The organism is Streptococcus sp. sy010, from assembly GCF_007859175.1.
Lineage (GTDB): Bacteria > Bacillota > Bacilli > Lactobacillales > Streptococcaceae > Streptococcus.
Genome location: NZ_VOHO01000004.1, coordinates 62,899 through 76,740 on the forward strand (window position 1 = coordinate 62,899; position 13,842 = coordinate 76,740).

17 protein-coding genes are annotated in these 13,842 nt (G+C 37.8%); 16 read left to right on the top strand and 1 reads right to left on the bottom strand.

Annotated features, from left to right (window positions below; genetic code table 11):
- Positions 1-8: 8 nt before the first annotated feature.
- The 9 genes from FRX51_RS04525 (at position 9) to rpmH (ending at position 5,860) form a co-directional block, all read left to right on the top strand.
- Positions 9-674, top strand: a complete 666-nt coding sequence (locus FRX51_RS04525; protein WP_146496231.1) for a hypothetical protein — start codon at positions 9-11, stop codon at positions 672-674.
- Between the two features lie 14 nt (positions 675-688).
- Entirely contained in the window at positions 689-1,627 is a 939-nt protein-coding gene (gene prmA / locus FRX51_RS04530; RefSeq protein ID WP_146496233.1) for a 50S ribosomal protein L11 methyltransferase, read from the top strand.
- Complete coding sequence (locus tag FRX51_RS04535; RefSeq protein ID WP_146496235.1) at positions 1,627-2,373, top strand: 16S rRNA (uracil(1498)-N(3))-methyltransferase; 747 nt, start codon at positions 1,627-1,629, stop codon at positions 2,371-2,373. Before prmA ends, FRX51_RS04535 begins: the two co-directional genes overlap by 1 nt.
- 153 nt (positions 2,374-2,526) lie before the next feature.
- Entirely contained in the window at positions 2,527-2,892 is a 366-nt protein-coding gene (gene rnpA, locus FRX51_RS04540; protein ID WP_146461345.1) for a ribonuclease P protein component, read from the top strand.
- A complete protein-coding gene (locus FRX51_RS04545; protein WP_146496237.1) occupies positions 2,870-3,685 on the top strand; it encodes a YidC/Oxa1 family membrane protein insertase in 816 nt (271 codons plus the stop codon). The genes rnpA and FRX51_RS04545 overlap by 23 nt, the downstream gene beginning before the upstream one ends.
- Positions 3,686-3,695: 10 nt before the next feature.
- Positions 3,696-4,664 (top strand): RNA-binding cell elongation regulator Jag/EloR, encoded by a 969-nt coding sequence (jag, locus tag FRX51_RS04550; protein WP_146496239.1) that lies wholly within the window; start codon positions 3,696-3,698, stop codon positions 4,662-4,664.
- Between the two features lie 139 nt (positions 4,665-4,803).
- Positions 4,804-5,253 carry a LytTR family DNA-binding domain-containing protein gene (locus tag FRX51_RS04555; RefSeq protein ID WP_146496241.1) on the top strand — a complete coding sequence of 150 codons (450 nt, stop codon included), beginning with the start codon at positions 4,804-4,806 and terminating at the stop codon, positions 5,251-5,253.
- Positions 5,250-5,633: a DUF3021 family protein gene (locus FRX51_RS04560; protein ID WP_146496243.1), complete on the top strand. Its 384-nt coding sequence runs from the start codon at positions 5,250-5,252 to the stop codon at positions 5,631-5,633. Before FRX51_RS04555 ends, FRX51_RS04560 begins: the two co-directional genes overlap by 4 nt.
- 92 nt (positions 5,634-5,725) lie before the next feature.
- Entirely contained in the window at positions 5,726-5,860 is a 135-nt protein-coding gene (gene rpmH / locus FRX51_RS04565) for a 50S ribosomal protein L34 (RefSeq protein ID WP_000831903.1), read from the top strand.
- 45 nt (positions 5,861-5,905) lie between these two features.
- Here the strand turns inward: rpmH and FRX51_RS04570 are convergent, their stop codons facing one another.
- Positions 5,906-6,814: a LysR family transcriptional regulator gene (locus FRX51_RS04570; RefSeq protein WP_146496245.1), complete on the bottom strand. Its 909-nt coding sequence runs from the start codon at positions 6,812-6,814 to the stop codon at positions 5,906-5,908.
- 102 nt (positions 6,815-6,916) lie between these two features.
- Between FRX51_RS04570 and FRX51_RS04575 the strand changes: the two genes are divergently transcribed.
- Genes FRX51_RS04575 through glf form a run of 7 tightly spaced genes read left to right on the top strand, consistent with a single transcriptional unit; the run spans position 6,917 to position 13,842 of the window.
- Positions 6,917-8,374, top strand: coding sequence for an LCP family protein (locus FRX51_RS04575; protein ID WP_146496247.1), 1,458 nt, complete (start codon positions 6,917-6,919; stop codon positions 8,372-8,374).
- Positions 8,375-9,106, top strand: a complete 732-nt coding sequence (gene cps4B, locus FRX51_RS04580) for a capsular polysaccharide biosynthesis protein Cps4B (protein ID WP_146496249.1) — start codon at positions 8,375-8,377, stop codon at positions 9,104-9,106. It begins immediately after the preceding gene.
- Between the two features lie 8 nt (positions 9,107-9,114).
- Positions 9,115-9,807, top strand: a complete 693-nt coding sequence (locus tag FRX51_RS04585) for a Wzz/FepE/Etk N-terminal domain-containing protein (RefSeq protein ID WP_146496252.1) — start codon at positions 9,115-9,117, stop codon at positions 9,805-9,807.
- A 13-nt stretch (positions 9,808-9,820) separates the two neighbouring features.
- The gene (locus FRX51_RS04590) at positions 9,821-10,579 is read left to right on the top strand and encodes a tyrosine-protein kinase (RefSeq protein WP_146496253.1); all 759 of its coding nucleotides are present in this window, start codon (positions 9,821-9,823) and stop codon (positions 10,577-10,579) included.
- 23 nt (positions 10,580-10,602) lie between these two features.
- Positions 10,603-11,241, top strand: a complete 639-nt coding sequence (locus FRX51_RS04595) for a sugar transferase (RefSeq protein WP_146496256.1) — start codon at positions 10,603-10,605, stop codon at positions 11,239-11,241.
- 29 nt (positions 11,242-11,270) lie between these two features.
- The gene (locus FRX51_RS04600; RefSeq protein WP_146496258.1) at positions 11,271-12,719 is read left to right on the top strand and encodes an oligosaccharide flippase family protein; all 1,449 of its coding nucleotides are present in this window, start codon (positions 11,271-11,273) and stop codon (positions 12,717-12,719) included.
- Positions 12,720-12,729: 10 nt separating this feature from the next.
- A complete protein-coding gene (gene glf / locus FRX51_RS04605; protein ID WP_146496260.1) occupies positions 12,730-13,842 on the top strand; it encodes a UDP-galactopyranose mutase in 1,113 nt (370 codons plus the stop codon).

The window sequence follows — 13,842 nt, forward strand, 5'->3', positions numbered from 1 at the left end:
AGGTGCATATGGAAGAAATCAAAAAAAAAATTCTGAAGGAATTAAGAAGTAATTATAAATCAGAACATGTAATTCCAGGGCTGAAAATTAAAAATTCGAAATCAGATGAGTGGACGGTAGATTTTGCTATTGTAGATACTAAGATAAATACTATTCTTGCTATTTTTCAGATAAAAGAATTGACTACAGAGCAAAGCCAAGACAGCTTGACTGGTTATAACGGTGTCATTGGTAATTTACAGAAGGCAGTAGGTTGGGCTATCCCAGTTTATTATATACTTGTTGATAAAAATCAGGAAAAGAAATATTCATATAATCAATTATACAAAAAAGATAAGAAATTTAAATTTCAAGAAGTGTCTTTACCAACAAACAAAGAATTGAAAGTGCAATATAATATACTAAATCGAGAAAGTCTTACAAATTTTAATAAGCAGGCTTTAACGGATTTAGAAAAATGGTGTAGAATTTGTGCCGTAGTACTTTTGGTAATATTTGTTGTTTACAAAATATTGTCATATTTTTTAGAGTTTAGCTTAACAGTTATTGACTTAGTATTGATATTCAGTGCTACTTTATGTGTGTTGTTTCCATACGTAGAAAAGATAACATATGGGAAGTTTGAAATTAAGAATTATGAAATAAAAGAACATAAGAATAGTGATTCTAAATAAAATGAGGTTTGTGTATGGATAAATGGCAGGAAATTGAACTCACGGTGAAGCGTGAGCAGGAAGAATTGGTTAGTAATCTCTTAATCGAAACAGGTAGTCAGGGGGTTGCTATTAGTGATTCAGCTGATTATCTTGGACAGGAAGATCGTTTTGGTGAGCTTTATCCTGATGTAGAGCAGTTAGATATGATTAAGGTGACGGGATACTATCCAGATACGATGGAGTTGATGCAAGTGCGTCAGCAAATCGAGCAGGGCTTGGCGACTTTACAGGTGCTTGATGCAAGCATTCGTGTGCAAGATTTGGCTGAGGAAGATTGGGCTGATAATTGGAAGAAGTACTATGAACCGGCTCGGATTACCCATGATTTGACCATTGTGCCATCTTGGACGGAGTATCGGGCAAGTGCTAATGAAAAAGTTATCCGCCTAGATCCAGGTATGGCATTTGGGACGGGAACACACCCGACCACTAAGATGAGTTTATATGCCTTGTCGCAGGTTTTGCGTGGTGGTGAAACCGTTCTTGATGTTGGGACAGGGAGCGGAGTTTTGTCTATTGCCAGTTCATTACTAGGTGCTAAGGAAATATATGCCTATGATTTGGACGATGTGGCCGTGCGCGTGGCACAGGACAACATTGCCCTTAATCAGACCGTGGCTAATATCAAGGTGGCAGCAGGCGATTTGTTGCGTGGTGTGGAGCAAGAAGCTGATGTTATTGTCGCCAATATCTTGGCTGATATTTTGGTCAATCTGACTGAAGATGCTTACCGTTTGGTCAAGGATGAGGGGTACCTCATCATGTCTGGCATTATTTCAGACAAGTGGGACTTGGTTAAAGCCAAGGCTGAAGAAGCGGGTTTCTTCTTAGAAACTCACATGATTCAGGGTGAGTGGAATGCCTGCATTTTCAAAAAAACAGAGAATGTTTCAGGAGTGATTGGTGGCTAATGCAAGAATATTTTGTAAAGGGAGTACCGACTGGGCAGAACGTGATAATAACAGATAAGGATACCATCAAACACATGTTCACGGTCATGCGTTTGCAAACGGATGATCAAGTGATTTTGGTATTTGAAGATGGAATCAAACGTTTGGCAAAGGTAGTGGATCCAGCTAGTCAAACTTTTTTGATTGTAGAAGAACTGTCTGATCATGTTGAGCTACCAGTTGAGGTGACGATTGCCGTAGGATTTCCCAAGGGAGATAAGTTAGACTTTATCACGCAAAAGGCGACGGAATTAGGAGCTAGTCAGATTTGGGCCTTTCCGGCAGACTGGTCGGTTGTGCGTTGGGACAAGAAAAAATTAAACAAAAAAGTTGAGAAATTAACGAAGATTGCTCAAGGAGCAGCTCAACAAAGCAAGCGAAATCGCATACCTCATGTTGAACTTTTTGCAGACAAGCAGGAATTTTTAGCTCAATTATCCCAGTTTGATCAGATTTTTTTGGCTTATGAAGAGAGTGCCAAGGCGGGTGAAAAATCGAATTTGGTCAAGGGGCTAGAACAAGTCGCGTCTGGCCAGAAATTACTCTTTATTTTTGGGCCAGAAGGGGGCATGTCGCCAGCAGAGGTTGATCTACTTACAGATTCTGGCGCTCAAGTAGTGGGCTTGGGTCCTAGAATTATGCGTGCAGAAACAGCTCCCCTATATGCCCTTAGTGCCCTTAGCTATGCCTTAGAGCTAAACACTTAACAGGCAGTAGAAAATAGCATGCCTTTTCTAACAGATATGATGAAAAATACAGCTTTACCATGAGTGGTTTTAGTGGCTTGATTTGATAAGGTTTTGGGAATTTTAATCACTTATGGTATAATAAAAGGTAAGTTAGATAGGTGGAATAGCGTTTTGAGAAAAAGTTATCGGGTAAAAACAGAAAAAGACTTTAGTTTGATTTTTGATCAGGGAAAAAGTGTGGCCAATCGTAAGTTTGTTGTCTATTTTTTGGTCAAAGATCAAGCTCACTTTCGAGTTGGTTTATCAGTTAGCAAGAAGCTAGGTAATGCTGTTGTTCGTAATGGCATTAAACGACAATTTCGCCACTTATTACAAGAGTTTTCTCCTCATCTGTTAGCCTATGATTTTGTCGTCATTGCTCGAAAAGGAGCGGAGGAACTTAATCATCAAGACTTCAAACAAAACCTGCGTCATGTGTTAAAATTAGCAGGACTTTACCAGGAAGGGAATAATCATGAAGAAAAAACTAATGTTTAGCACATGGATTTTAGGAGCACTTTTATTCCTATCAGCATGTGGTCAAGAACCTGTAACCAGTCAGTCAAAGGGCTTGTGGGATAGTTTGGTTTATCTCTTTGCCCAAGCCATCAAAGGACTGGGTTTTGGTGACCAAGTTTGGTTGGGGATTGTGCTATTTACCTTGCTGATTAGAACGCTTCTTCTGCCCTTGTTCAATATGCAGATGCGTTCGAGTCAGAAAATGCAAGAGCTCCAACCGCAACTGCGTGCGTTACAGGTGAAATATTCTGGTCGTGACACAGACAGTCGTCTGCGTTTGGCAGAAGCCAGTCAAGCTCTATATAAGGAGTACGGCGTCAATCCGTACGCTAGTCTGTTACCACTACTGGTTCAGATGCCAGTGTTGTTGGCCCTTTATCAAGCACTGACTCGTGTGGATTTTCTCAAATCAGGAACATTTTTCTGGGCAGAGATTGCCCAACCAGATCCCTATTTTATCCTACCTGCTCTAGCAGCCATCTTTACTTTTTTATCGTCTTGGCTGATGAGTAAGGCTGCAGTAGAAAAGAACGGTGTTATGACAGCTATGACTTATATGATGCCAATCATGATTCTATTGATTAGTTTTAGCTTGGCAAGTGGAGTTGTCTTGTACTGGGTGGTGTCAAATGCCTATCAAGTTTTCCAAATTTTACTCTTGAACAATCCTTTCAAGGTGATTGCTGAGCGTGAACGTTTGGCCCAAGAAGAAAAAGAAAAAGCGTCCAAAATTCGCCGTGCACAAAAGAAAGCACAAAAGCGTAAAAAATAAGGAGACAAGCATGGTTTTATTCACAGGAAAAACTGTTGAAGAAGCAATTGAAAAGGGCTTGAAAGAATTAAACTTGTCACGTCTGAAGGCTCGTATTCAAGTGGTTTCTCGAGAAAAAAAGGGGTTCTTGGGTTTTGGTAAAAAACCTGCTCAGGTTGAGATTGAATCAATTAGTCCAATTCAGCCCAAGTCACCGAGTGTGTCAAGCACGCAAGAGCGTGACCTTTCCCAAACTTTTGGTGATACAAGAGAGCTTCGTAAAGTAACAAGCATTATCAAACGTTTGGAAGAACGTGGCGAATTGCAGGCAGATGTGGTTCCAGAAGAAGATTTGTCAGAATCTAAGATTTTCTCAAAAGCCTTGTTGAAAGAAGCTCTAGGCTTAAATTTTGAACAAGAAGAGCAAGTAGTAGAAACAGAGCCTGAAGAAGAGTCCTTTAATATTGAAGACGAACCAGTAGCTCAGTCAGTAACAGAAGATGAACCACAAGAAGAAGTGGCTGATGTGGACACGACAAATGAGCAACTGGCTCAAGCAACTGAACAGGTCGTTGACTATGTGCAAACCATTATTGATGAAATGGATGTTGAGGCTGACATTGCAGTCAGTCATCAAGGGCGACGTATCAAATTGCAGATTGATACCTCAGAAGCTGGTCGTGTGATTGGTTATCATGGTAAGGTTTTGAAGTCCCTACAATTACTGGCTCAAAACTTTTTACATGACCGCTATGACCGTCAATTTGTGGTATCAATCAATGTGCATGACTATGTCGAACATCGCATGGAAACCTTGGTTGATTTTACTCAGAAGATTGCAAATCGTGTCTTAGAGTCAGGTGAGGCCTATACGATGGATTCGATGAGCAATCAAGAGCGTAAGGTGGTTCATAAGACCATTTCCAAACAAGAAGGAGTAACCAGCTACTCAGAAGGTAGCGATCCGAATCGTTATGTGGTTGTAACCCCAATTAACTAGGAAAAGAGAGGAGTTCCCTCTCTTTTTATCTGCACAATTTAACCGTTGACGATTTAATATTAGCCACTTAGCCCAAGTTTACCCACAAGGTGTCTTTTATTTGCTATGATAAAGACAAGAAATGAGAAAGGAGAACACAATGAAATGGCAGTTTAAGGAAGACGTCACACAAAATGAATTAAGTGTCACGATTAGTAAGCAGGCCTACGATCAAGAAGTTGCTGCCTTGGTTTCTTATCTGGCTGATTTTAGTCATGGAACAGCCACGATGATTCCCATAAAAACAGCCGATAGGATAGTCATGCTTGCAGTAGCTGATGTGGTTTTGGTTGAAGTATCTGGCGATGATTTGCTTATCAAAACTGAGCATCAAACCTTGGTTTTTCGAGAACGGTTGTACCGCTTCAAGGAAAAACTATCTACGACAGATTTTGTACAAGTTTCTCGTCAGACCATTATCAATATCAATCATCTCAAAAGTTTAGAGGCTAGTTTTTCAGGTAATCTGTTAGCCCATTTGACAGGTGGTTTGAAAACTAGTGTTAGTCGCCGTTACGTAAAAGATCTAGAAAGGATTTTAGGGATATGAAATTATTAAAATCATTTATCATTGGAGTAGGCATTGAAGCAATTATCTTTTTATGCTATATTGTCGCCATTGGTTTTGTGCCGACAGCTTATCAACTTATTAGTGTGCTAGGGTTTGGTGGCTTGATGGGAGTGGCAGCTTTGATTTTAGATTTGGAGAGTATTAACTTTGTGAGTCGATTGGTCTTGCATTTTTGTAGTATATTTCTACTTGTGGTTGTAATGCTTTTGTCAAATCAATGGTTAGATATGACAAACATTTTATCTATTGTCCCTAGTTTTGTGTTTATTTATGTTGTTATATGGCTAGTTTCATTTAGTTACGATATAGCTGTTTCAAAAAAGATTAATCAGCATTTGAAGAAAAACCTTGACAAGTAAGGTTATCTAATATAGAATGATAGAGTATGTTTAGTATCTGATCAAAAATAGCCGGCTAAACTAATACGAAAATCTATGAGGAGGTTCCTATCGTGAAACGTACTTATCAACCAAGTAAAATTCGTCGTCAACGTAAACACGGTTTCCGTCACCGCATGTCAACTAAAAACGGTCGTCGCGTACTAGCAAGCCGTCGTCGTAAAGGACGTAAAGTATTATCTGCATAAGATAAAAAGAACCAGCAGTAACTCGAGTCTGCTGGTTCTTCTTTTTTATTGTTCTTTGGGGACTTCTTTCATCAGATAGGTTAGGAATTTTTCGCCCATTTTCGAAAGATTGGCCTTTTGATGTTTCAGGTAAACGATTTCGATTTCGTCGTCAATATCTAAGGGGATGGATGCGATGTTATGGTCATTAAGTTGGCTATTGATGATACCCGTCGCCAAGGTATAGCCGTTTAGGCCGACCATGAGATTAAAGAGGGTGGCGCGGTCACTGACCACGATGGACTTTTTATGTGACATTTGAGAGAGAATTTCCTCTGAAAAATAAAAGGAATTGTGAAAGCCCTGATCATAACTTAGGTAGGGAAAGTCAGCTAGTTCATCAAGGCTGACTCGCTCACGTTGTGATAAAGGGTTGTCCTTGCTGACAAAGATATGAGGATGGGCTTTGAAAAGACTGGCATAGGTCAGTTGATTGTCTTCAAACATCTTAGTTAGCACATCACGGTTATAGTTGTTAAGAAAGAGTACACCGATTTCTGAGCGAAAATTTTTCACGTCATCAATAATTTCCCAAGTCCGTGTTTCACGCAAAAACAGTTCGTACTGGCTCATGTCGATTCCTTTTAACAAAGCCACAAAGGCATTGACCACAAAGGAATAGTGCTGAGAAGAAACGCTAAACAGTTCACGATTGGGCGTTTGATTTTTATAACGTTCTTCCAAAAGAGATGTCTGCTCAACGACCTGTCTAGCATAGGACAGAAATTCAACGCCATCTCTGGTTAAGGTAATCCCTTTTGAATGGCGAATAAAAATGTCAATCCCCATTTCTTGTTCGAGTTCACGAACGGCATGAGAAAGACTGGGCTGGGTGATAAAGAGTTGCTTGGCAGCTTCATTGATACTGCCGGTTTCAACAATTTTGATAATATAATGAAGTTGTTGGATACGCATAGTCTTATTTTAGCACAAAATAAAAGATAAAAATTGAAAAAAAATCTATTCTATGATAAAATGAAGTGATAATTTAAGAAATAATTAAGACAAAGGAACGATATGGCAAAGAGAAGTAGAAAGAGACGTAAGAAGCAGACCAGTTTGAGTGTCGTTAATTTAGCTTTGTTGCTACTTTATACACTTATTTCAATCCTTGTGGTTTTTACCATGTATTCCTATCAATTTTTAAACTTTAGCCAGGTTAACAATATCTATACAGGTGTTTTAGTCCTAGTATTTGTTGTTGGTTTGCTATTTGTATTATTAAGGAAAGCGCCTCGTCTGACAGCTGTTTTGCTGGCACTATTTGCCTTCATTGGTGTTGTAACACTCTTTTTTTTCAAGTCGGCTATTGATGTTACAGGTAAATTAAACGAAACAGCCTCGTTCTCTGAAATGGAAATGAGTGTGGTTGTTCCCAAAGATAGTAATATTTCAGCAATTTCTCAAGTAACGGAAGTTCAAGCACCACTTGGTCGCGACAGAACCAATATTGAAAATGTCATCAACCAGGTACAAGCAGAGAAAAATCACACCTTGCAAGTGCAGGATGTCGAATCTTACTCGGTTGCTTATGACAACTTGTTGGCTGGTTCAAGTCAGGCAATGGTTCTAAACAGTGCTTATGCTAGCTTATTAGAATCAGACTATACCAACAAGCTCAAAACGATTTACACCTATAAGATTAAAAAAGAAGTGACAACAACTGCTCAAACGAATGAAGCAGTTGACGCAGATGTTTTTAACGTCTATATCAGTGGTATCGACACTTACGGTCCGATTTCATCTGTTTCTCGTTCAGATGTCAATATCATTATGACGGTCAATCAAAAGACGAAAAAGGTCTTGTTAACCACCACACCTCGTGATTCTTATGTTCAGATTCCTGACGGTGGTAATAATCAGTACGATAAGCTGACTCATGCGGGACTATACGGTGTGGAAACATCAATGAAGACTTTGGAAAATCTATATGGTATCAATTTAGATTATTATGCGAGAATCAACTTTACTTCTTTCTTAACCCTCATTGATCAGGTTGGTGGTATCGAAGTTTATAACGACCAAGAGTTTACCAGTTGGACAAATAGCAAATACACTTTCCCAGTTGGGAATGTGACCCTAAACTCTGAGCAAGCCTTGGCATTTGTCAGAGAGCGTTATTCATTGGCTAATGGTGATAACGACCGTGGTAAAAATCAAGAAAAGGTCATTGCAGCAGTTATTGGTAAATTGGCTTCAATTAACTCAATTTCAAATTTCTCTGCTATTATCAATGGTTTAAGTGGTTCAATTCAGACTGATATGCCTTTGTCAACGATGATGACGATTGCTAATGGTCAACTAGAATCAGGGACAAATTATGAAGTTATCTCACAAGCTTTAACAGGCACAGGTTCAACGGGTCAATTGCCATCATACGCTATGCCAAATGCTAGTTTGTATATGATGTCTATTGACGAGAATAGTCTGGCTACTGTTAAGCAAGCAATTACAGATGTTATGGAAGGTCGCTAAATGATTGATATTCATTCTCATATTATTTTTGATGTTGACGATGGTCCAAAAACATTAGCAGAAAGCATTGCTTTGGTTACAGAAAGTTACCAGCAAGGCGTTCGAACAATTGTAGCGACATCTCATCGTCGTAAAGGCATGTTTGAAACACCAGAAGATAAAATTTTGGCCAACTTTCAACAATTACAAGTTGAAATGTCAGAACGTTTGCCTGATTTAACCTTGTTGTATGGTGGAGAATTATATTATTCTGGTGATGTCCAAAAAGGATTAGAAAACCAGACCATTCCAACAATGGCAAACACACGATTTGCCTTGATTGAGTTTAGCATGGCAACACCTTGGAAAGAGATTCATAAAGCAGCGACGAAAGTTCTGCTGTTAGGGATTACTCCAATTATTGCTCATATCGAGCGTTATAATGCTTTAGAATATGATAAAAAACGTGTGAAAGAGTTGATTGATATGGGCTGCTATACACAGGTCAATTCAAGTCATGTCTTGAAACCAAAGTTATTTGGTGATAAAGCCAAACTATTTAAAAAACGAGCGAGATTCTTTTTAGAAGAAAACCTGGTTCATTGTGTTGCGAGTGATATGCATAATTTAGCTGAACGTAAACCCTACATGAAACAGGCTAGAGAGATAATTGCTAAAGATTTTGGCTCAAAGCGTGCCAAAGATTTATTTGAAAATAACCAAAAAATATTATTAGAAAATGATTTTATATAGGAGATAAAATGGATACACAAAGCTCTAAGCATTTAGAAATTGACATTCTTTATTTATTGAGAAAACTATGGGGTAGTAAGTTTTTAATTACCCTGATTGCAGCCATCGGCGCTACACTAGGATTGTTGGTTAGTCTTTTCCTAATCACTCCAGAATATACCTCAACAACCCGTATTTATGTAGTTAACCAAAATTCTAATACAAACAATATTACGACACAAGATTTACAAGCGGGTGATTATTTGGTTAATGACTATAAAGAAATCATCACGTCAAATGACGTCTTGTCAGCAGTAATTGCTGAGAATGGTTTGGCTATGGATGTAAGTGAATTATTGAAACAGACTCGTGTCTCTATTCCTGCATCAACTCGTGTCATTTCGATTTCAGTAGAGGATAAAAACCCACAAGAAGCAAGTAAATTAGCTAACTCAATTCGTGAATTATCAGCAGAAAAAATTAAGTCTGTGACGCGTGTCGAGGATGTTACAACATTGGAAGTTGCAGAGCCATCTGATGAGCCATCTTCACCAAAGACAAAACGTAATATCATTCTTGGCGCTTTAGTAGGAGCTATTCTAGCAGTTGTTGGTATTCTATTAGGTGAAGCCTTTGATGATCGCGTGAAACGTCCAGAAGATATTGAAGAAGTTCTTGGAATGACACTATTAGGTGTTGTACCAGATACGGATAAATTGTAAAAGAGGGGATTTTATGTCACAGTTAGAATTAGTTAGAAAAAAAGCTCTGCTAGCTAAGAAAGCAGAGGAATATTATAATTCGATTCGTACTAATATTCAATTTAGTGGTGCACAGTTGAAAACAATTGTTGTTAGTTCCGTCCAACCAAATGAAGGAAAATCAACAACCTCAACTAACTTAGCAATTTCTTTTGCACGAGCAGGATTCAAGACTTTGTTGATTGATGCGGATACTCGTAACTCTGTTATGAGTGGAACGTTCAAAGCTAACGTTCGTATCACAGGGTTGTCGAGCTATTTGTCTGGCAATAGTCAATTGTCAGATGCCATTTGCGATACTAATGTGGAAAATCTGATGGTTATTCCGTCAGGTCAGGTACCACCTAATCCAACCAGTCTATTACAAAATAGTAATTTTACGATGATGTTGGAAACGGTACGTGATTTATATGATTATATTATCATTGACTCACCGCCGATTGGATTGGTTATTGATGCGGCAATTATTGCCAAACAATGTGATGCGAGCATTGTTGTTACAGAAGCAGGAAGTATCAAGCGTAAATTTGTTCAAAAAGCGAAAGAGCAAATGGAGCAAAGTGGTGCACAATTCTTGGGTATTATCTTGAATAAAGTAGATCCGACCTTAGATGCTTACGGTGGCTATGGTGGCTATGGTGGCTATGGTGGCTACGGTCGCTACGGTGAGTACGGTAAGAAAGCTCAAGAATCTAAGAAAAAACGTAAAAGAAAAGAAAAGAAGCAAAAATAGTAGTAAGTTAGGAGAGAAGAAAAATGACTCGTTCACAAACAATTTATATCAATGTTGTTAAACGATTTTTTGATATTATAATTGGTTTATTGGGGATTATTTTTCTTCTTTTTCCTAGTTTCCTTGTCATTTTTGCCATTTATAAATATAAAAAATATGAAGGCAGCATCTTTTTCACACAAGACCGATTCGGTAAAAATGGCAAATTATTTAAAATTATCAAGTTTCGTTCTATGGTGACAAATGCTGAAGAGTTATTGAAAGCTGACAAGGCACTTTATCAGAAATATATTGCTAATAGTTATAAATTACCACCTGAGGAGGATCCTCGTTTAACATCTATTGGTGGATTTATCCGTAAAACTAGCATCGATGAAATTCCTCAATTTGTGAATATTTTAAAAGGTGATATGAGTTTTATCGGCCCTCGCCCAATTTTAAGTGATGAATTAAGTGAATATTCTAAAGAAGAGCAACTTGTTTTGTTATCTGTTAAACCAGGAGCTACTGGTTGGTGGCAAGTGTCAGGACGTAGTGATGTTTTGTATCCTGAGCGTTGTGAGTTAGAGCTTTATTATGTTAGAAATGTTTCATTTATGTTGGATGTTAAGATTTTATTGTTGACGATTAAAAAAGTCTTAATAGGTCAAGGAGCTCATTGATACTAATAGAATAAGAGTATGAGGTAAATATGGCAAAAACATTCCAATCTGTCCGTGTAAATTTCATTATGAATTTTATTTTGACGATTTCTAATTTTATTTTCCCACTTATCACGTTTCCTTATGCTTCACGTGTTTTAGGAGCAAGTGGTGTTGGGACAGTAACGTTTGCCAGCTCGATTATTTCTTATTTTTCTATGGTTGGTATGCTTGGTATTCCAACCTATGCCATCCGAGCCTGTGCAAAGGTAAGAGATGATCAAAAAAAATTAGAAAAAACCGTACAAGAAGTCATGCTATTAAACTTTTTAGTCATGCTTGTTGCTATCTTTTTTCTATTGATTAGCATTTTTTCTATTGATCGCTTTGCTCAAGAAAAAACCTTGTATCTTATTTTATCGAGCACACTCATTTTTAATGTTTTAGGGGTCGATTGGCTATATCGTGCTCTTGAACGATACACTTATATTACAATTCGTTCCATTATCTTTAAGTTTTTGGCCTTAATTTTGTTGCTGTTATTGGTTAAAACAACAGATGACTATGTTTTATATGGAGCTATTAGTGTGTTGGCGTCGGTAGGTTCAAACCTATTGAACTTTCTAAACTTACGTCGCATTATCAATTTAAAACCAAGTGAAAAATTAAATTTACGACCACATATTCGTCCTAGTTTAACCTTTTTTTTGTTGTCAGTATCTGCAATTATTTATCAGAGCGTTGACACAACTTTATTAGGTTTTATGGCTGGCAATGAGGCTGTTGGCTATTATTCTGCCGCAGTAAGATTAAAGCAAATTTTAGTTGGTGTAGTAACCTCTCTAGGAGCCGTACTAATGCCACGCTTGTCTAATTATATTGAAAATGGACGACATGAAGAATTTCAGCGATTACTACAAAAAGCGATTAATTTTGTTTTTGTGGCCTCTTTGCCACTAGCTGTTTATTTTATCTTATTAGCTAAAGAAAGCATTTTATTTTTATCTGGTGATGGTTTTTTACCTTCAGTTCTTCCTTTGCAACTCATTATACCAAGCATTGTGTTTATTGGTTTTTCAAATGTTATGGGATTTCAGGTCTTGGTACCAACCAATCGAGAAATTTTAGTGGTCTATTCAACGATTGCAGGAGCCGTGGTTGATTTAATTCTAAATTTATTTCTCATTCCCTTGTTCGATGCAAGTGGTACTGCTTTTTCAAGTAGTGCGGCGGAATTTGTTGTTGTCTTAGTTCAGGTTTATCTATTGAGAGAACTAATACCGACCTTGTTAAAACAGAGTTCATTGACAAAGGCACTTGGTAGTGTTGTGATTGCAAGTGTCGTGACACTATTGGTAAAACCGTTGTTATCTGGTGTCTTTTTGACATTAGTTATCACAGCCCTGTTATTCTTTAGTTCTTATAGTATAGTTTTGTTATTAACAAAAGAAAAATTTATCACGGAGTTGGTCACTTCGCTAGTTAAAAAGTATAAATAGAGGAGTTATTATGTCACAATACGATTATTTAGTTGTTGGAGCAGGTCTTTTTGGAGCAGTTTTTGCTCATGAGGCAGCTTTGAAGGGTAAAAAAGTGAAAGTGATTGAAAAACGCGATCACATTGCAGGAAATATTTACACGCGTGAAGAAGAAGGCATTCAAGTTCATCAATATGGGGCACATATCTTTCACACATCAGATAAAGAGTTGTGGGATTATGTTAATCAATTTGCTGAATTTAATCGTTATACCAATACCCCAATCGCTAACTACAAGGGAGAAATTTACAATCTTCCTTTCAATATGAATACCTTTAATAAATTATGGGGTGTAGTAACACCAGAAGAAGCGCAAGCTAAGATTGATGAGCAACGTTCAGTTCTTGGTGGTAAAACACCAGAAAACTTGGAAGAACAAGCTATTTCTTTGGTTGGTACGGATATTTATGAAAAGTTAATCAAAGACTATACTGAAAAACAATGGGGCAAGGCTTGTACTGAATTGCCAGCCTTTATCATCCGTCGTTTGCCAGTTCGTTTGACTTATGACAACAACTACTTTAACGATACTTACCAAGGGATTCCAATTGGAGGTTACACGCAGATTGTTGAAAAGATGTTGGCTCATGAGAACATTGATGTCGAAGTGAACGTTGACTTCTTTGCCAACAAAGAGCAATACCTTGCAGATTATCCAAAGATTGTCTTTACAGGGATGATTGATGAGTTCTTTGACTACGAGTTGGGTGAGTTGGAATACCGTAGTTTGCATTTTGAAACAGAAACACTTGATATGGAAAACTATCAAGGAAATGCTGTGGTAAACTATACTGATAGTGAAACACCTTACACGCGTATCATTGAGCACAAGCATTTTGAATTTGGCACACAACCAAAAACGATCATTACTAAAGAGCATTCAAAAACATGGGCAAAAGGTGACGAGCCATACTACCCTGTTAATAATGATCGCAACAACCACCTTTACAAAGCCTACAAAGACTTGGCAGCAAAACAAGAAAATGTCATCTTTGGTGGACGCTTAGGTCATTATCGTTATTACGATATGCACCAAGTTATTTCGGCAGCTCTTCAATGTGTGCATTCTGAATTAAAGGATTAG

What these genes read in the sequence shown, in the direction of transcription:
- FRX51_RS04525 (WP_146496231.1), top strand. Translation starts at nt 9, where the DNA reads ATGGAAGAAATCAAAAAAAAAATTCTGAAGGAATTAAGAAGTAATTAT.
- prmA (WP_146496233.1), top strand. Translation starts at nt 689, where the DNA reads ATGGATAAATGGCAGGAAATTGAACTCACGGTGAAGCGTGAGCAGGAA.
- FRX51_RS04535 (WP_146496235.1), top strand. Translation starts at nt 1,627, where the DNA reads ATGCAAGAATATTTTGTAAAGGGAGTACCGACTGGGCAGAACGTGATA.
- FRX51_RS04545 (WP_146496237.1), top strand. Translation starts at nt 2,870, where the DNA reads ATGAAGAAAAAACTAATGTTTAGCACATGGATTTTAGGAGCACTTTTA.
- jag (WP_146496239.1), top strand. Translation starts at nt 3,696, where the DNA reads ATGGTTTTATTCACAGGAAAAACTGTTGAAGAAGCAATTGAAAAGGGC.
- FRX51_RS04555 (WP_146496241.1), top strand. Translation starts at nt 4,804, where the DNA reads ATGAAATGGCAGTTTAAGGAAGACGTCACACAAAATGAATTAAGTGTC.
- FRX51_RS04560 (WP_146496243.1), top strand. Translation starts at nt 5,250, where the DNA reads ATGAAATTATTAAAATCATTTATCATTGGAGTAGGCATTGAAGCAATT.
- FRX51_RS04570 (WP_146496245.1), bottom strand. Translation starts at nt 6,814, where the DNA reads ATGCGTATCCAACAACTTCATTATATTATCAAAATTGTTGAAACCGGC.
- FRX51_RS04575 (WP_146496247.1), top strand. Translation starts at nt 6,917, where the DNA reads ATGGCAAAGAGAAGTAGAAAGAGACGTAAGAAGCAGACCAGTTTGAGT.
- cps4B (WP_146496249.1), top strand. Translation starts at nt 8,375, where the DNA reads ATGATTGATATTCATTCTCATATTATTTTTGATGTTGACGATGGTCCA.
- FRX51_RS04585 (WP_146496252.1), top strand. Translation starts at nt 9,115, where the DNA reads ATGGATACACAAAGCTCTAAGCATTTAGAAATTGACATTCTTTATTTA.
- FRX51_RS04590 (WP_146496253.1), top strand. Translation starts at nt 9,821, where the DNA reads ATGTCACAGTTAGAATTAGTTAGAAAAAAAGCTCTGCTAGCTAAGAAA.
- FRX51_RS04595 (WP_146496256.1), top strand. Translation starts at nt 10,603, where the DNA reads ATGACTCGTTCACAAACAATTTATATCAATGTTGTTAAACGATTTTTT.
- FRX51_RS04600 (WP_146496258.1), top strand. Translation starts at nt 11,271, where the DNA reads ATGGCAAAAACATTCCAATCTGTCCGTGTAAATTTCATTATGAATTTT.
- glf (WP_146496260.1), top strand. Translation starts at nt 12,730, where the DNA reads ATGTCACAATACGATTATTTAGTTGTTGGAGCAGGTCTTTTTGGAGCA.